The sequence below is a fragment of the Litorimonas cladophorae genome (assembly GCF_014652455.1).
Lineage (GTDB): Bacteria > Pseudomonadota > Alphaproteobacteria > Caulobacterales > Maricaulaceae > Litorimonas > Litorimonas cladophorae.
In genome coordinates this window covers 996,721-1,012,664 of record NZ_BMYV01000001.1, presented here as the reverse complement: position 1 = coordinate 1,012,664, position 15,944 = coordinate 996,721, and the positions used below count along the sequence as shown (strand labels likewise).

Sequence of the window (15,944 nt, the reverse complement as noted above, 5' to 3'; positions counted from 1 at the left end):
CAATGAGGTGCACAATAACAAGATTTTCTATTGGATCAAAACTTACCGATGAGACTACCCGCAACCGTGTTGATTTTATCATTACCGCTTTTTGGAGCTGCCGCTCATGCAAAGCCTGATCAAGAGTGCGCGGGAACTTGGTCTATCGAAATGCTGAAGGACGAAAATTATACGCCTTGGCATGCTTACACCCAAAACCCACCCTATCCTGTAAAACTAATCTTCAAAATCGATAGACCTAGAGCTGCGATATTTACGGACAACAAAGGTCGTGATTGTTCGATTGGGTATTTAAATGATGTCGACAATGATGTGGTGGTGTTCAGGCATTGTTTAAAACCTAAATATCCTGAAATTATCCCAATTCATTACAAAGTCAGCTGTAAGGGCGATCAACTGGTCGGGAAAATAGTCTCATACAAAGATCTGTTTGAGATTAACGGAGTAAGAATCGATATTGGCGAACCTTAGAGCCTCTCCGCAGTTTGCCGAAGAATAAGGTGTTCCGTTTCAGTCTCTTAACGTCACCTTTAATAGACTGCTCCCCGCTCTCCATTTTACCCCTATGTTTAAATGGTTCTTTCGGACACGGGACAGGTAGGAGCTCACCTTCTGGTTCGGAGGACGGTGGGGTTGAGCAATTTGGCTGTGTAAATCGCGTTTGCGAAATGCACAATGAGAGCCAAATCTGTGCCGGGCCTTTTGAAGCGAGCGCACGACATTGCGTGTCTGGGTCTGGAAGGCAGGCTCCGACGTGTAACTATGATCAGCCGTTACCGTTTCACCAAAAACCGCTGCCGCGTTGCTGATCTTCGCGTAAAACACTTTTTTCTAACTCGGTACTCCGTCGCGAGTATCGGCCACGCGGACGTCCCATTCTATTGAGGCATCGCATAATTCGGTAGTTCCTCTTGTTGAAACCAAAGTTTCAACGGGGGCTATGAGCGATGACGCTTGCCTGCACCCTATTGGGTCACATCCAGATACAAAAAACCCTGCCTCGTGAGAACACAAGGCAGGGTTAAATTTAGGGTCGGTGTTAACCGAGCGGTGCGATTAAGCGTCCGCAGCAGGAGCTGCAGGGGCGTCTTCGGCAGGCGCGTCAGCCATAGGCTGGTCGCTACCGAAATCTTCACCGGGGCCGTCGCCTTCAAACATAGACACAGCGTTGGCAGACCGCTCGCGGTTTGCTTCTTCGATGTCAGCTTTTTCTTCAGCGAGTGCGACAGCAACAACGTCTTCGCCTTTGGCTTGACGTTCGGCTTCGTCTTCTGAACGGGCCACGTTGACTTGGACGGAAACGATAACTTCAGGGTGAAGTTTGACGTTTACGTCATGTAGGCCAAGCGTCTTGATCGGGTTTTCCAATACGATCATGTTGCGCTTAACGCCTTTGTCTTCGAGGTGCTCAGCGATGTCGCGTGCAGAAACAGAGCCGTAAAGGTTGCCTGTATCGCCAGCTTTGCGGATCAACGTTACGGAGGTTCCGTTCAGTTTTTCACCATCTGTCATCGCCGCAGCGCGGTTTTCTGCGTTGCGTTGCTCAAGATACTCACGCTCAGCTTCAAAGCGGGCGAGGTTAGCTTTTGTTGCACGAAGGGCTTTTTCTTGCGGAAGCAAGAAGTTGCGGCCGAAACCAGGTTTGACGTTAACAACGTCGCCCATGTTTCCGAGCTTTTCGATACGTTCGAGTAGGATCACTTCCATGGTCGTTCTCCTTACTTCACTTCATAGGGCAGAAGGCCCAAGAAGCGTGCGCGTTTGATGGCTTTTGCCAGCTCACGCTGTTTCTTATGTGTGACAGCCGTAATACGAGCTGGCGCGATTTTGCCTTTTTCGGACATGTAGCGCTGCAACATCTTAGGATCTTTATAATCGATCTTGATGCCATTGTCGCCAGAGAACGGACAGACCTTACGACGACGGCGGAAGCCGGAGCGGGAAGGGAGGTTCTCAATTTTGATGGAGTCTTTTGCGGCCATGATCTAGTTCCGATCTCTACGCTTGCGCTCTTCGCGCTTCTTCAGGATTGGGGATGGGTCTTCGTTGAACTCGTCAACGCGGATCGACATATAGCGAAGAATATCTTCGTTGATGCGGTGCGTGCGCTCGATTTCGTGGATGACGTCGGAATGCGCGTTCACTTTCAACAGTGAATAATGCGCCTTACGGTTCTTATTCATGCGGTAAGCAAGGTTGCGGAGACCCCAATATTCAGCGCCTTCGACAGTGCCGCCCATATTTTCGATTTTGGTGGCTAGGTTTTGGACGAATTCTTCGACGGCGCTCGAAGATACGTCTGGTCGTGTGATCACGACATGCTCATAAAGAGACATTCAATAGTCCTTCAGACTTGGGATAACGGCAGATGTGCCCGAGAAGGTGGGGCATTCATCTGATGGATGGAGCGATCTGGATCATTCCAGACTCCACCGTTATCCAGTGAAGCCGCGCGAATAGAGAAAGGCGGGACGGATCGCAAGCAGAAACTTCCGCTGGATTGAGAGTTTATGCGGCGTCTTGGCGATAGCTCATGCGCTCGTTGACGCCGCCATATCTGCAGGGGTTGCGGATTATGTGATTTCGTTACGTAGGCCTAAGCGAAAGTCCATAATGCGGTCTTCGATATCTTCGGTCGAAAGATCGTCGAACTCGTCTGGCACATGCGGCTGGATGTCCGGCTGAGCGGCGGGCTCATTCGACATACGGCGCGCCTGGGAAACGGATAGGGCTGTGGCAACATCGCGATAGCGTCGGTCAAAATCGGTCACATCCTGTTTGGTCTGCAGCAGATCCGAACTGGCCTGCTCAAGCTGGTAAGCCTGTGTCTGGATGTGGGCTTCAAGGCGTTCGCGCTCAAGATCTTGCGCCGTTCTGATTTTTCGGAGCTCTTGAACATCGCGCGCGGCGTTGCGGACGATTTCATCTTTAATCTGTAGTTGCTTGGAAAGTTGATCGACCTGCTGTTGCAAGGCGGTCATTTCGTCTTCACGGCTAATAATTGTGAATTCGGACTGGGTTTTGAACGCACGAATGTCTTCATGCATACCCATCATCTCAGCTTTCATTGCATTGTTTTGCGTTTGCGCCGTGGCGAGCGCTTTGCGCAATGCGTCTGCGTCTTTTTCTGCTGTTTCAGATTGATGGCGGAAATCTGCGCAATCTTGCGCGAGGCTATCGGCGATTTTTTTAGCTTCAATATAAGCTGTCTGCTTGCTGTCCATTTCTCCGACAACGGTAGAAAGGCGGTCGCGAAGCACTTCGTTCTCGCGTCGTTCAACGTCTAAAGAGGTTTGGAGGCGTTCAGCGTTCAGCGAGTTACGGTCTGAACTTTCGCGGCTCGTTTTGAGGGCGCGCTCATATTCCTGCAAAGACTTTTGCACGACAGCCAGCCTACCAGCCGCAGTTTCGTAAACGCGGGACTTTTCGGCTAGTCGATTTTCCTGATCCTTCAGGTCTGCGCGGAGAACCTCGATCTTCTGCGCATTAGCATCGATTTCGCGCTCTAATGTGCGATTGCGGGCTTTTAAACGGCGGTTTTCAGGCTCCAGCCGATTAAGCATGGAAAAGTCAACTTCCGCGCGTTCGACAAAACTGGTGAGGTTTTCGATCCGCTGCTGCGCACGACGATAGAGTTCTTCGCCGCTTTGGATATCCGCAGAGATGCGCGCAACGTCTAAACGCATGGCACCAATGTCGGCACGCTCAGGGCGGCGCACCGGCGGTGGTGGCGGCGTAAAGCTTTCAGATGCATCCGTTGATGGTTCTGATATCGATTCTGCTCTGGCTTGGATGTTTTCCACTGAAGCGGTGCGGGCTTCAGTCGTCGGCGCTTTAAATGCCTCAGACGGCATCATCGCTTCAAAAGATGGGCGCGCATATTGTGTGGGTTCCGGAATTGATACGTCTGGCGTGACGTCCAAATATGTGGAGTCGGCAGGCATATCGACTTTCAGATCTGAAGCAAAAACAGAAGTGTCTGTTTCACGCAGGTCATGTCCGCCAAATTTAGGGCTCGGGGTTGAAGCGGTCTCACTGCGATAGGATAAATCGTCTTGTGGTGTCGTTGCGATCGCAGATGGCTCAGCTTCGGGTCGTTCAGACTTGGCGCTGACGAGGCGCTCCAGTTCGTCCCATTTCGCTTGATTGTCAGCGTCTAGCGCCTTTGCGCGTCGATCTGAACTTGTTTCCATGTTCTGCTGTTTCTTGCGAAAAAACGCCATACCCGCCACTCTCGAATCAATTTCCAACCCTCTGCGTGGCTAATTAATCATAGTTAACGAGAATTTAAAATGCGTGATTAAACAACGGGTTTAACTTGAGTTTTCAACTACCAAATTCGGATAGACCTTCAATCGTGATTGACCTTGCGAAAAGAAGGCCTAGCTTGCGCGGCGAAACGGTAAAAAAGGACGCATCATGTCGTTTGCATTTATTTTCCCCGGTCAGGGCAGCCAATACATTGGAATGGGGCAGGCTTTGGCGGACGCCTTTCCCTCGGCAAAAGCTGTTTTCGACGAAGTCGATTCGGCACTAGATCAAAAATTGTCGACGCTAATGTGGGCCGGTACGGCAGATGAGCTAACGCTCACTGCCAACACTCAGCCTGCCTTGATGGCCTGCTCACTGGCGGCCATGAAAGCGCTAGAGACTGAGTTTGGCGTGAAAGTTACCGACGCCGCCTTCGTCGCGGGACACAGTCTGGGAGAATATTCCGCACTGGCAGCCGCACAGTCGATCTCGACCTCCGACACAGCCAAGCTGTTGCGTATACGCGGCGAAGCAATGCAATCTTCCGTACCCGTCGGGGCTGGCGCTATGGCCGCGCTTCTTGGTGCTAGTGTTGAAGATGCGGAAGCGGCCTGTGTTGAGGGATCCAAGCTGGGTATCGTCCAGATCGCAAATGATAATGCGACGGGGCAAATCGTGATTTCAGGAGAGAAAGCTGCTGTGGAAGCCGCCGCTCAAGCCGCGCGGGATGCGGGCGTCAAAAAAGCGATGATGCTTAATGTCTCCGCACCCTTTCATTGCGATATGATGAAACATGCTGCGGACGCGATGGACACCGCATTGGGGAATTATACTGTGCTGCCGCCATTGGTGCCTGTCGTTAATAACATCCAAGCGCGCCCCGTCACCGACCCCGATGATCTACGACAAGATTTGGTCAAGCAAGTCACAGGTCGTGTGCGTTGGCGCGAAAGTGTTGAATGGATGGCGAGCGAGGGGAATATTGACACATTCGCCGAGCCAGGTTGTGGTAAAGTCCTTACCGTCATGCTGCGCCGAATTGTTAAAGGTCTAAATGGCCATCAACTGGACACACCAGAGGCGCTGGAAGCCTTTGCAAAGCTGATTAAAGGGTAAATCATGTTCGATCTGACAGGAAAACGTGCGCTGGTGACTGGTGCGACGGGTGGTTTGGGCGGCGAAATCGCTCGCTTGCTACACAAACAGGGGGCGCATGTCGCGCTCTCGGGCACGCGCGCCGAAAAGTTAGAGGGTTTAGCTGCCGAGCTGGGCGAGCGGGTCGCTGTCACCCCCTGTAACTTGTCTGATGGCGAGGCTGTTGATGCCTTGCCTGCGCAAGCGGCCGAGGCTTTAGGTGGCCCGTTGGACATTCTTGTAGCAAATGCGGGTATCACGCGCGACGGTTTGTTGATGCGGATGAAACAGGCCGATTTTGATGATGTTATCAGGATTAATCTCGAAAGCTATTTTCGTCTGACCAAAGCGTGTTTGCGTCCCATGATGAAGGCCCGTTCAGGGCGTATCATCGGAATCACCTCAATCGTTGGCGTGACAGGTAATCCTGGCCAAACCAATTACGCAGCGTCCAAAGCTGGCATGATCGGTTTTTCAAAATCCCTAGCCCAAGAAGTCGCCTCGCGCGGCATCACCGTGAACTGTATTGCACCTGGATTTATCCGGTCGCCGATGACTGACGCCCTAAATGACGCGCAAAAAGAGGCGACATTGTCCCGAATCCCGGCCGCCAAATTAGGTGAGGGTGCCGATATCGCGGCGGGCGCACTTTATTTAGCGTCGGATGAAGCCGCCTATGTGACAGGGCAGACCCTGCACATCAACGGCGGTATGGCTATGATTTAAAAGCGTTTTTGCGAGGGTAACGGGCTCTGCGGCTGAGGTTTTAAATCTCTAGGCACGTCCCTTTCCCTATGCTAGATCGCCTATCAACAGGGCATAGGGGTTGAATTCGGGGCAGATTGTCCCATCTCGTGCCAGTAACCGCCGGAAACTGATTATCCGGCAATGACTAAAGGAATACATATGTCAGACGTACTCGAGCGCGTGAAGAAGATGGTTGTTGAGCATCTAGACGCTGAAGAAGCCAAAGTAACAAACAACGCTCACTTCATTGATGACCTAGGCGCTGACTCACTTGACACTGTCGAGCTAGTTATGGCCTTTGAAGAAGAATTCGATATCGAAATTCCAGATGACGCGGCAGAGCATATCCAAACTGTCGGCGACGCTGTGAAATTCATTTCCGAAAAAGTCGGCTAGGTTTCGCCTAGGATGAGACGGGTTGTTGTTACAGGTCTAGGCCTCGTTACACCCGTCGGCTGCGGCGTGTCCGCAGCGTGGGATAATTTACGCTCTGGCAAGTCTGGAGCCTCCCGCATTGAACATTTCGACGTCAACGACCTTGCATGTAAGGTCGCTGCCGTCATTCCTCGGGTTGATGGTCGCGCAGGTGGCTCCCCCGAAATGTCAGGCGTCTTTGACCCTGATACCGTCATGAGCGCGCGAGACCGCAAGCGCATTGACGATTTTATTCTCTACACAATTGCTGCCGCCGACGAAGCGATCGCTCATTCGGGTTGGGAAGCGCAGTCGACAGAACAAGCTGAGCGTGCTGGCGTTGTGCTAGGTTCCGGCATTGGTGGCCTGCAAAGTACTTATGACGCCTCAATTCTTTTGAAGGAACGCGGGCCGCGTCGTTTATCTCCATTTGTTGTCCCAGCTATGTTGATCAACCTCTCTTCTGGGCAAGTCTCAATGCGTCACGGCCTGAAAGGGCCAAACAGCGCTGTGGCGACGGCCTGCGCGACAGGTGCGCATGCAATTGGGGATGCGGCTCGCATTATCGCCTGTGGTGATGCCGATATGATGGTCGCGGGCGGGGGCGAAGCTTCCATTACCCGCCTCGGTATTGCGGGTTTCGTAGCCTGCCGCGCGATGACAACGGCATATAATGATATGCCAGAGAAAGCTTCTCGTCCCTATGACGAAGGCCGAGATGGATTTCTGATGGGTGAGGGCGCGGGCGTCGTGGTCTTGGAAGATTATGACAGCGCAAAAGCGCGCGGTGCGAATATTTTGGCGGAACTTGTCGGCTACGGCATGTCGGGGGACGCCTATCATATCACAAGCCCCGCACCTGAGGGCGAAGGCGGCTATCGTGCTATGAAAATGGCGTTGAAAAAGTCCGGCCTAAAACCGTCCGATATAGGGTATGTAAATGCACATGGAACGTCCACACCAATGGGCGACGAGTTAGAAGTTCGCGCCGTAGAGCGTTTACTCGGTGATCATGCGCCGAATGTAAAAATGTCGTCGACAAAATCTTCAACTGGGCATTTGCTTGGTGCGGCGGGCGCTATCGAAGCTATTTTCTCAATTCTGGCTTTGCGCGATAAGATTGCGCCGCCGACTCTCAATTTGGAAAATTCCAACGTAGAGACAGAGATTGATTTGGTGCCATTAAAAGCGAAAGCATTTGAAGGTAAGGCTGTTCTATCCAACTCCTTTGGGTTTGGTGGAACGAATGCAGCTTTGATTTTCACCGAAGCGGAATAGCCGGGCCGTGGCCCGTTCTGATAAAAACTCGGATCAACCGAAGCTGCGTAAGCGTGACAAGCGTGCTCTAACGTTGATCGCATTAACGGCGTTTATTACCTTTTTTGGTGGCTTGGCGCTCGCGGGTTACGCGGCGATAAATTATAAATATGAACGCGCATTAGATGGCTCTTCTGATCAAATAGCCTTTGTTGTTCCCAAAGGCGCTGGCTTAAGCTCAATCGCCAAGCGCCTTGAAAAAGAACAGTTTATTGACAGTGAATTTGTATTTAAGGTCGTGACTAAACTCCGTGGCAATGAAGCAAATTTTAAAGCAGGTGAGTTTTACTTATCAAAGAATATGTCGATGTCAGCGGTCTATGAAGGTTTGGCAAATGGCAAAGCTGTTCTGTACCCGTTTACGGCAGCAGAGGGCCTGACCTCGTCAATGATTGTCCGCGCTTTGGATGATATCGAAACCTTAATTGACGATGATCCTCCCGTTCCTGCGGAAGGCACGCTCCTACCTGAAACCTACCTCACACCGCGAGGGATGACCCAATCACAACTACTGCAAAAGATGATGTTGGCGCAAAAACAGCTGTTGGATGGCGCGTGGGAAAAACGTGACCCGACGATCCCCGTAAAGACGAAAGCAGAGGCCATCATTTTAGCCTCGGTGGTCGAGAAAGAAACGGGCATTGGGATGGAACGCGGCATGGTCGCGGGTGTGTTCACCAACCGATTGCGCAAGGGCATGAAGTTGCAATCCGACCCAACTATCATTTACGGGATCACCCAAGGCGAACCTTTGGGCCGGCGCATCCGTCGGTCTGAAATTGATCGGCGGACAGATTGGAATACTTATCAAATTCCTGCTTTGCCAAAGACACCAATTTGCAATCCTGGCGCTGATGCGATTTTGGCGGTTTTAAACCCGGCCGAGACAGATGCGTTGTTTTTTGTAGCGGACGGCACAGGCGGACACGCCTTTGCTAAAACGCTAGCTGAGCATGAGCGCAATGTTGCAAAATGGCGTAAAATACAGCGCCAGAGGGGGCTTCGCTAAGCTATGACGCTACGAGAGAATTCACATGAGTAACTTGGACGAGCTGAAAAATGACCGTCGTGGGTTGATGGTTGTTCTTTCGTCACCCAGTGGCGCAGGGAAAACCACGCTCACACGTCGATTGTTGGCCGATAATCCAAATATGGCCATGAGCGTCTCCGCAACCACGCGCTCACCACGCTCGGGTGAGCGCGACGGGATCGACTATTTTTTTGTGACGAAAGAGCGCTTTGCCGAGCTTGAAACTCAAGGTGAATTTCTCGAGCACGCCAAGGTCTTCGACAATTTCTACGCAACGCCCCGCGGGCCGGTGGAAGAGGCTCTATCGCGCGCACAAGACGTTGTATTTGATATTGATTGGCAGGGCGCCCAACAATTGACCCAAGCTGCGGCAGACGATTTGGTGAAAATATTTATCCTTCCCCCAAATATGAGAGAGCTAGAACAACGTTTGCGCACACGCGCCCAAGACAGCGACGCAGTGATCGCGAAACGCATGAGTAAGTCCGAAAATGAAATCAGTCATTGGGCGGAATATGACTATGTGATCGTGAATGAAGACGTCGAAACTGCGCTTGCGGAGCTCCAAACAATTGTGGCGGCCGAACGCATGCGCCGACGCCGTCAAATGTGGCTTGGCGGCTTTGTCAAAACTTTGGTGAATGGCGGGTAAACTCCTGCTTAATTAGACGCAAACCCTTTTCATCTAAGGCCAGTCCATGATTGAGATTGGATTCGCCATTATTCTGGGGTTTGCGGTTACCTCAACCCTATCTGGGTTGTTGGCCGATGGCTCTCGTGGCGACATGATGACCATCCGAACATTGGTTTATCTGGCCGCACTGGCGACACTTATTGCGCTATATCAAGGCGATGCCGCTCGGCTAGATCGTGTGATCGTTTTTCTCGCTGTCTCGAGCGTCGCTACACATCTGTTTTGGTTTGTATTAGGGTCGACCGCGGCTTTATTGGCGCAGCTTCTCGTTGAAGGTGTCGCTAAAAGCCTCTGGATCAGACTTCATCCGCAGTCAGCGCCGACGCCAGAGGCCAAAATGGGGCAGCGCTGTCAGAATAGCACCGGACAAAAGAAAGCTGTTCCCGCGGCCTTGGTGGGCGTTTCGACAGAATACCTCACATCAGATTTGGACTTGCGCACGGAGACCCTGATCCGGCTTTCCTATTTTGCCTTTGAAGATCGCGGCGCGCTCATGATGTCACGGCTAGAATCCAGCCTACGCTTGGGTACTGGCCGTCGACAACGCGCGTTTCACAAATTGGCCGCTGGTATGCGGGGGCGACCAAAGTTAAAACCAACGGTTCATCGGTATTGGCGAAGTGTGAACGGGTCGTCTCGTATGGGGCAATCCTTATTTGCGGACCTCTGCAGTTTAGCGAGTGATACCGGCAACCAAGACCGAGCCACACTTAAACGTCTGTCTGATGTGGGTGTGGCGTTAGGTTTAAATGCCGACGAAATGCAACGCGCGCTCCGAAGCGGACATTAAGTTGTTGATTTGAGCGTTTGTGCTAGTTTTTGAAACGCTGACACAGGTAATATCTCAGGACGGGCTTGGGGGTTGACACCCGCACCTTCCAGCCAATCTTCCAAAACAACATCATGTTGTTCAGCCAGGCTTCTTAGGCTTCTCCGCAGCATTTTACGTCGCTGGCCAAAAGCGGATTGCGTCACGCGTCCGAGTGTTTTCAGATCAGAAAACGGGGTTTCAAGCGGCTCTAAAACGACAACAGCGCTGTCCACCTTGGGCGGTGGAGTGAAAGCCCGCGCCGGGACCTCAAATGCCAGACGACAAGACGCGACAGACTGGCAAAGGACAGCCAGTCGGCCATAATGCGGCGTGCTGGGCTGAGCGACGACACGTTCGGCAACTTCGAGCTGGAACATCAGGACCAGTTGATCCCAGAAAATGGGCGATGCCGTGACCCAATCGATCAACATCTTTGTTCCGACGTTATATGGCAAATTCGCGACGATCTTACGCGGCGCTGCCAAATTTTCTGCGATGTTGTAGCACAAGGCGTCTCCTTGCGCGATTTCTAAACGTCCATCCGCTCTGTCGCCAATTTCCGCTAATGCGGGGATAAACCGCTCGTCCATTTCAATGGCGACGACCTTCTCGGCCCCGCGCAATAAAAGCGCGCGTGTCAGCCCCCCCGGCCCAGGTCCGATTTCTGCGACAGAGTACCCACTGAGCGGATCCGCCAGACGGGCGATCTTATCTGTTAGATTCATGTCCAGTAAAAAGTGCTGACCCAGCTTTTTATTTGCGCCCAGGTCATGAGCTTTCACCGTCTCAGAGAGGCTAGGGAGGTCCCGAATGTCGTCTATGGTCTTATCCATTATGGTCGGTGTCCATGGCGATTTGTGGCGATGTCATGGGCTTTTCGAATGGCTGCAATCAGGCTGTCTGGGCGTGCGATGCCGCGACCCGCTATATTAAAGGCTGTGCCGTGATCGGGGCTCGTTCGGATAAATGGTAAGCCAAGGGTGATGTTCACACCACCATGAAAATCTAACGTTTTCACCGGAATGAGACCTTGATCATGGTACATGGCGAGTACTGCGTCATAGCCCTCTCTGGCTTTCGCATGAAACAAGGTGTCTGCAGGTTGGGCATCCGTTACGTCATGGCCTTCCGCGCGCAGGATTTCTGCCGCGGGGTTAATAAACTCAATTTCTTCATGGCCCAGCGCTCCATCTTCGCCTGCATGAGGATTTAGACCCGTCAGTGCTAATCTAGGCGCTTTAACGCCAAAGTCAGTTTGAAGCGCGCCCAGCATTACGCGAGCCGTGCGGAGAATAGAATCTGTGGAAAGCTCAGCGGCAGCCGTCTTGAGTGGCAAGTGAACCGTGACCAATCCGACGCGCAAATTTTGGGCGGCTAACATCATCACGGGGCCCTCAGCATAGGGGGCGTCATGGCCTTGCGCCAAATGTCCCAAAAATTCAGTGTGGCCCGGAAATTTGAATCCCGCGTCATAGAGAACATGTTTCGCGATAGGGTTCGTCACGACAGCGGAAGATGCACCTGTAAGGCTCAGCTCAACCGCCTTTTCGATACTTGCAAGGATTGCTGGCGCATGCGCCGCGTTGGGGTGTCCGGCCACGGCTTTGCCGCCTTCGATGGGAAGGATGGGTAAAGCGTCTTTGAATATGCCCGCGGCTTGGCCGATATGATCCAATTGCTGGTGGGGCACGCCGGCAAAATGGATTGGCGGTGCGATAACGGCAAAGGCAAACTCAGGATGCTCTCTAAGAGCTTCCCACGCTTTAATCGTGATCTCTGGGCCAATTCCGGCGGGGTCGCCCATTGTTATCGCAAATGGGGGCCGCACGGATGTTTCTGGCCTTTGCGCCGTGGGTTTATCTGACAACGAGTGTGGCTTGGCGTCTAAGATCGCGGAGCGCACGTTTGGACGCTTGCGCGAGTTGCTGATCTAACAACCGATCTTCGATTTGGTCGCGTGTCGGAATATCAGTGCCAGTTGTTTCACGTTTACAAACCATGATTGATGTTGCGCCAGTCGGGCGTTCGATCGGGTCCGATAGGCTGCCGACATCTGTTTTTTCGAGTGCGGTTACGATGCTTTCATTCAAATCGGACGATTTCAACTCGCCCATATCCGTTGAGGAGACATCATCAAGTGAAGAGACATCGGCTTCAAGCGTTTCACATCCAGAAAGCTCGCCGCGTAACGCAATGAGACGGGCCTTAGCGACATCTGTTTCCGCTTCGACGGTGACCTGCTTGAGTTTGTATAATGTGTCGGCCTCGGAGATTTTCTTATCGACCAAAGCAACCACGTAAACACCGCCCGGAACTTGGATGGGCTGAGACACACTACCTGGATCCATCTGACGGATTACGGTATCGATTTCAGGACGGAGTTCACCTTCGCGGACCCAGCCAACATCTCCACCTTTGGCAGAGGAAGCTGCCGATGAAAATTGCTGCGCCAATAGCGGGAAGGGCGCGCCGCTTTTTACTTGAGCGATCATGGCGTTGGCGCCTTCCATCGCGCCGTCCATGCCGCCGATGTCAGCAGTGGCTTCGATGTAGATTTCTGCAACGCGATAGTTGGGTTTGGAGGCATTGGCCGTGATTTGGTTCAGTGTTTCATCAATCTGTGCATCTGAAATACGAATCCGCGACCCGTAAAGTCCATTCACGATACGTTGCCAGGCGATTTCTGAGCGAACTTGATCGCGAAGAGTTTCGATGGAGACACCTGCTGCAGCCAAACTTGAAACGAGTTCATTCGGGTCTGCGCCATTGCGAGAGAGAAGGCGCCCGACATTGCCGTTAACTTCTTCATCCGAAATCGATTGCTCGTATTTTTCGGCTTCTTGCATCTGCAAATGTTCGTCGACCAGATTGCGTAGGGCCTGACGTTGCAAACGTTGAATGCTGGCCTCATCCGCTTCTGCGCCTGTCGTAGCCATCATGAAAAGGACACGTTGACGCAAATCGTGAATTGTAACGATGTCAGAATTCACGACAGCGGCAATGCCATGCGGAGCCGATTGGGAATAGGCGGGTGTGGACACAAAAAGTGTCGTGGCCAGCAAAGCCGCAGAGATAGCCGTCGTTTTCAAAAGGCGCATAGGAGTCGTCTTCTTCTCAGTTCGGGGCGTTTATAACCCAACATTTCAATGTCGCAAGTTTAGGACGCTGTAGACCGCTTTAGGATTAAACTACGTTCAGACTTCAGCCGTCTTCGATACGGGCCAAATGGCTGATCGCAAGAAATAAAACAAGCGCTGGGACTGTCCACGCCGCGAGTGCCACGGGCAGAATGGAAACCTCACCAAAAGCCGTGATCACGCTATCGGCGAAAAACACGGCAAAGCCGAGGACAGCGCCTGTCACGAGCAAACGGAGCGTGCCGCCTGAACGAACGGACCGCATGGAGACGCCCGCCGCAATAAACGTCATCGCGACCAGCAGGAAAGGGAGAGCCAGGAGCTTGTGCAATTGCAGACGCAGCTCTCTCGCGGAAAATCCAGCTTGTTCATTGGCGGCGATTTCGCTTCTAATTTCCCAAAAAGGAGGGCTCACACGCTGTCCAGACTGTTCCCGTAAATCTTCAATCGCAATATTTGTGGGAAGCGTGATCAGCTCTGTTCGCTTTGTTGGTTCCCCCGGAGCATTCTCGATTACATCGACCAAGGTCCAGTATCCTGGTGTTAGGAGGACTGCAGTTGTTGCATCAAAACGACGTTCAAACGTGGTCGTCCCGTCGATTTCTACCCGCATTTCGTAGAAGGTTGGCGCGTTGAGCTTTTTGCCTAGGATGTCGAGGCTACCCGCCTGAATTACGCGCTGCGCCGTATCTGAACCTTCACGCAACCAAATCTCATCGGTTTGCACGTTGCCGGTGATTTGGGACGAGCGTGTCTCATATTCGCCAATCATGCGCGATGCGACAGGGTTCACGACGGTGGACCATAATATACCAATCAACGCCGCGACGATTAAGGCAGGGCGTAAAAACCGCCATGCGGATAAGCCAGCTGCGCGCATAACTGTTAATTCTGACCGTCGATTCATACCTGATAGGGCGCCCATCACGCCGAATAAGACAACAAAAGGCACAGTCTGTTCGATCAGTTTGGGTACCTTAAGGGCAGTTAGCCCCAACATTTGCAGCGGGGAGAGTGCCGCGTCTGCGCCGAGGTTGCGGGAACCTTCCACATAGTCAACCAGCGTAATAATGGCCGTTACAATCAGGAAAGCTAAGCCGATTCCCCGTAAAGAACGGCCCGCAATATAGCGTCCCAATGTTGCGCGCGTGATCATGCCGACTCCGCCAATGTCTGAGCATTTCGATAAGTCTTCTCACGTCGTTTCCGTCCGAAGCGAATACGCTTGCGCGTAATGATATAGCTGGCACAGACAATGATCACGAGGATGGGTACGAGATATTGAACAGGATTCAGGGCCGCGTCGCTTTCTGCGGAGGAGGCGAGCGCGAAACCAATCAGTCGAACGGTGAAACCTGTAACGGCACAGACAGCGATCTTACGACCATTGCCTAGTTTTGAATGTTGGCCTCTTAAAATAAAAGCCAATGCAATCAAGACCAGGGCAAGGTTCCAAAGTGGGGCGGCCAATCGCGCATGTCCCTCTGCCGCCATCTCGCGCCGTGATTTTGGCGTGATGTAATCCCGCGGGTCGGGGCGGAGCAGTTCATGGAGAAATTTGTCCGACGATTTCAGACGCAAAACATTGTCCAAAGCTACCACATCGGAGAGGTCGAGCTGATAGGTTTCGAAATCAATGACATCCAATCCACCGTTTGACAGCGGCGTCTGAACCGAGCCATTATACAATATGAGGGAGGTGGAGTTTGTGGAACGCTGCAACCGCCCCGTTTTGGCAGTGTGTGTCGACTTTGACTCTGGGTCGCGTCCATCATGAATCAAAACGTCGCGCAATTCGCCTTCTGGCAAAATCTCTCGCGCATAAACGGTGAGGTCCGGTGCAGGCGTCACAAACCGCCCCGCCTGAACCATTTGGCTCGCGATATCCGTTTTCACCATCAAAATTTGCGACCGCATTTGCCGGAAAGACAGGGGCTGAAGCACGAGATTGATGATCATATGCAGGATCAACGCATAGACGCCCAAACGAATAATGGGCGTTCCCATGGACCATGGCGATACGCCTGTGGCTTTTGCGACAACCAGTTCCGAATCATTCGTCATGCGGTTGAGCGCGTAAATTGCCGCCATAAAGACAGCGAAGGGAAGGATGATCCCAATAAGTTGGGGTAGGGCGAGAACTGTAATGTAAAAGAACGTCGTCGCGCTTTGCCGATTTTCAACGATGAGGTCGAGCGTTTGCAAGGACTGCGTTAAAAGTGCCAGCAAAGCGAGCGCAGATAGTGACAAAACGGCAGGCGAAAGTGCTTGCGAGAAAATGTAACGCTGAAGCAGTTTCATCAGTGGTTGCGCCGACCTGTTCTCTGCGACGCAAAATTACGTCCATCGTGAGTTTGTCCCCTTCTAATACGCTGACCCTTGCTTTACCAGTGCGGGAAACAAAGGTTG

At 52.4% G+C, this 15,944-nt stretch carries 17 protein-coding genes; 8 read left to right on the top strand and 9 right to left on the bottom strand.

Annotated features, from left to right (window positions below):
* Window positions 1-48 precede the first annotated feature (48 nt).
* A complete protein-coding gene (locus IE073_RS04900; RefSeq protein ID WP_189582049.1) occupies window positions 49-471 on the top strand; it encodes a hypothetical protein in 423 nt (140 codons plus the stop codon).
* A gap of 585 nt (window positions 472-1,056) precedes the next feature.
* Here the strand turns inward: IE073_RS04900 and rplI are convergent.
* From rplI to IE073_RS04880, 4 genes are all read right to left on the bottom strand, one after another.
* Window positions 1,057-1,707, bottom strand: coding sequence for a 50S ribosomal protein L9 (rplI, locus tag IE073_RS04895; RefSeq protein WP_189582046.1), 651 nt, complete (start codon window positions 1,705-1,707; stop codon window positions 1,057-1,059).
* Window positions 1,708-1,718: 11 nt separating this feature from the next.
* Window positions 1,719-1,982, bottom strand: coding sequence for a 30S ribosomal protein S18 (gene rpsR / locus IE073_RS04890; RefSeq protein ID WP_189582043.1), 264 nt, complete (start codon window positions 1,980-1,982; stop codon window positions 1,719-1,721).
* A gap of 3 nt (window positions 1,983-1,985) precedes the next feature.
* Window positions 1,986-2,336 (bottom strand): 30S ribosomal protein S6, encoded by a 351-nt coding sequence (rpsF, locus tag IE073_RS04885; RefSeq protein WP_189582040.1) that lies wholly within the window; start codon window positions 2,334-2,336, stop codon window positions 1,986-1,988.
* Between the two features lie 237 nt (window positions 2,337-2,573).
* Entirely contained in the window at window positions 2,574-4,223 is a 1,650-nt protein-coding gene (locus tag IE073_RS04880) for a coiled-coil domain-containing protein (RefSeq protein ID WP_189582037.1), read from the bottom strand.
* Between the two features lie 196 nt (window positions 4,224-4,419).
* Here IE073_RS04880 and fabD point away from each other — a divergent pair, with 196 nt between their 5' ends.
* The 7 genes from fabD (at window position 4,420) to IE073_RS04845 (ending at window position 10,377) form a co-directional block, all read left to right on the top strand.
* Window positions 4,420-5,367 (top strand): ACP S-malonyltransferase, encoded by a 948-nt coding sequence (gene fabD, locus IE073_RS04875; RefSeq protein WP_189582034.1) that lies wholly within the window; start codon window positions 4,420-4,422, stop codon window positions 5,365-5,367.
* Between the two features lie 3 nt (window positions 5,368-5,370).
* Window positions 5,371-6,111, top strand: a complete 741-nt coding sequence (fabG, locus tag IE073_RS04870; protein WP_189582031.1) for a 3-oxoacyl-[acyl-carrier-protein] reductase — start codon at window positions 5,371-5,373, stop codon at window positions 6,109-6,111.
* Between the two features lie 180 nt (window positions 6,112-6,291).
* The gene (locus IE073_RS04865; protein ID WP_189582027.1) at window positions 6,292-6,528 is read left to right on the top strand and encodes an acyl carrier protein; all 237 of its coding nucleotides are present in this window, start codon (window positions 6,292-6,294) and stop codon (window positions 6,526-6,528) included.
* Window positions 6,529-6,540: 12 nt separating this feature from the next.
* Window positions 6,541-7,824 carry a beta-ketoacyl-ACP synthase II gene (gene fabF / locus IE073_RS04860; protein ID WP_189582024.1) on the top strand — a complete coding sequence of 428 codons (1,284 nt, stop codon included), beginning with the start codon at window positions 6,541-6,543 and terminating at the stop codon, window positions 7,822-7,824.
* Window positions 7,825-7,831: 7 nt separating this feature from the next.
* Window positions 7,832-8,872: an endolytic transglycosylase MltG gene (gene mltG / locus IE073_RS04855; protein WP_189582021.1), complete on the top strand. Its 1,041-nt coding sequence runs from the start codon at window positions 7,832-7,834 to the stop codon at window positions 8,870-8,872.
* A 25-nt stretch (window positions 8,873-8,897) separates the two neighbouring features.
* Window positions 8,898-9,545 (top strand): guanylate kinase, encoded by a 648-nt coding sequence (gene gmk, locus IE073_RS04850; RefSeq protein ID WP_233349823.1) that lies wholly within the window; start codon window positions 8,898-8,900, stop codon window positions 9,543-9,545.
* Between the two features lie 46 nt (window positions 9,546-9,591).
* Window positions 9,592-10,377, top strand: coding sequence for a hypothetical protein (locus IE073_RS04845; protein WP_189582018.1), 786 nt, complete (start codon window positions 9,592-9,594; stop codon window positions 10,375-10,377).
* On the opposite strand, the gene rsmA is transcribed toward IE073_RS04845, so the two are convergent.
* The 5 genes from rsmA to IE073_RS04820 all read right to left on the bottom strand — a co-directional run bounded on the left by rsmA (window position 10,374) and on the right by IE073_RS04820 (window position 15,836).
* Complete coding sequence (gene rsmA / locus IE073_RS04840) at window positions 10,374-11,231, bottom strand: 16S rRNA (adenine(1518)-N(6)/adenine(1519)-N(6))-dimethyltransferase RsmA (RefSeq protein WP_189582014.1); 858 nt, start codon at window positions 11,229-11,231, stop codon at window positions 10,374-10,376. The genes IE073_RS04845 and rsmA overlap by 4 nt on opposite strands.
* Window positions 11,231-12,226, bottom strand: a complete 996-nt coding sequence (pdxA, locus tag IE073_RS04835; RefSeq protein ID WP_189582011.1) for a 4-hydroxythreonine-4-phosphate dehydrogenase PdxA — start codon at window positions 12,224-12,226, stop codon at window positions 11,231-11,233. Before pdxA ends, rsmA begins: the two co-directional genes overlap by 1 nt.
* Window positions 12,227-12,254: 28 nt before the next feature.
* On the bottom strand, window positions 12,255-13,496 hold the full coding sequence (locus IE073_RS04830) for a peptidylprolyl isomerase (RefSeq protein WP_189582008.1): 1,242 nt from the start codon (window positions 13,494-13,496) through the stop codon (window positions 12,255-12,257).
* A 103-nt stretch (window positions 13,497-13,599) separates the two neighbouring features.
* Window positions 13,600-14,691: an LptF/LptG family permease gene (locus IE073_RS04825; protein WP_189582005.1), complete on the bottom strand. Its 1,092-nt coding sequence runs from the start codon at window positions 14,689-14,691 to the stop codon at window positions 13,600-13,602.
* The gene (locus IE073_RS04820) at window positions 14,688-15,836 is read right to left on the bottom strand and encodes an LptF/LptG family permease (protein WP_189582002.1); all 1,149 of its coding nucleotides are present in this window, start codon (window positions 15,834-15,836) and stop codon (window positions 14,688-14,690) included. Before IE073_RS04820 ends, IE073_RS04825 begins: the two co-directional genes overlap by 4 nt.
* Window positions 15,837-15,944 lie beyond the last annotated feature (108 nt).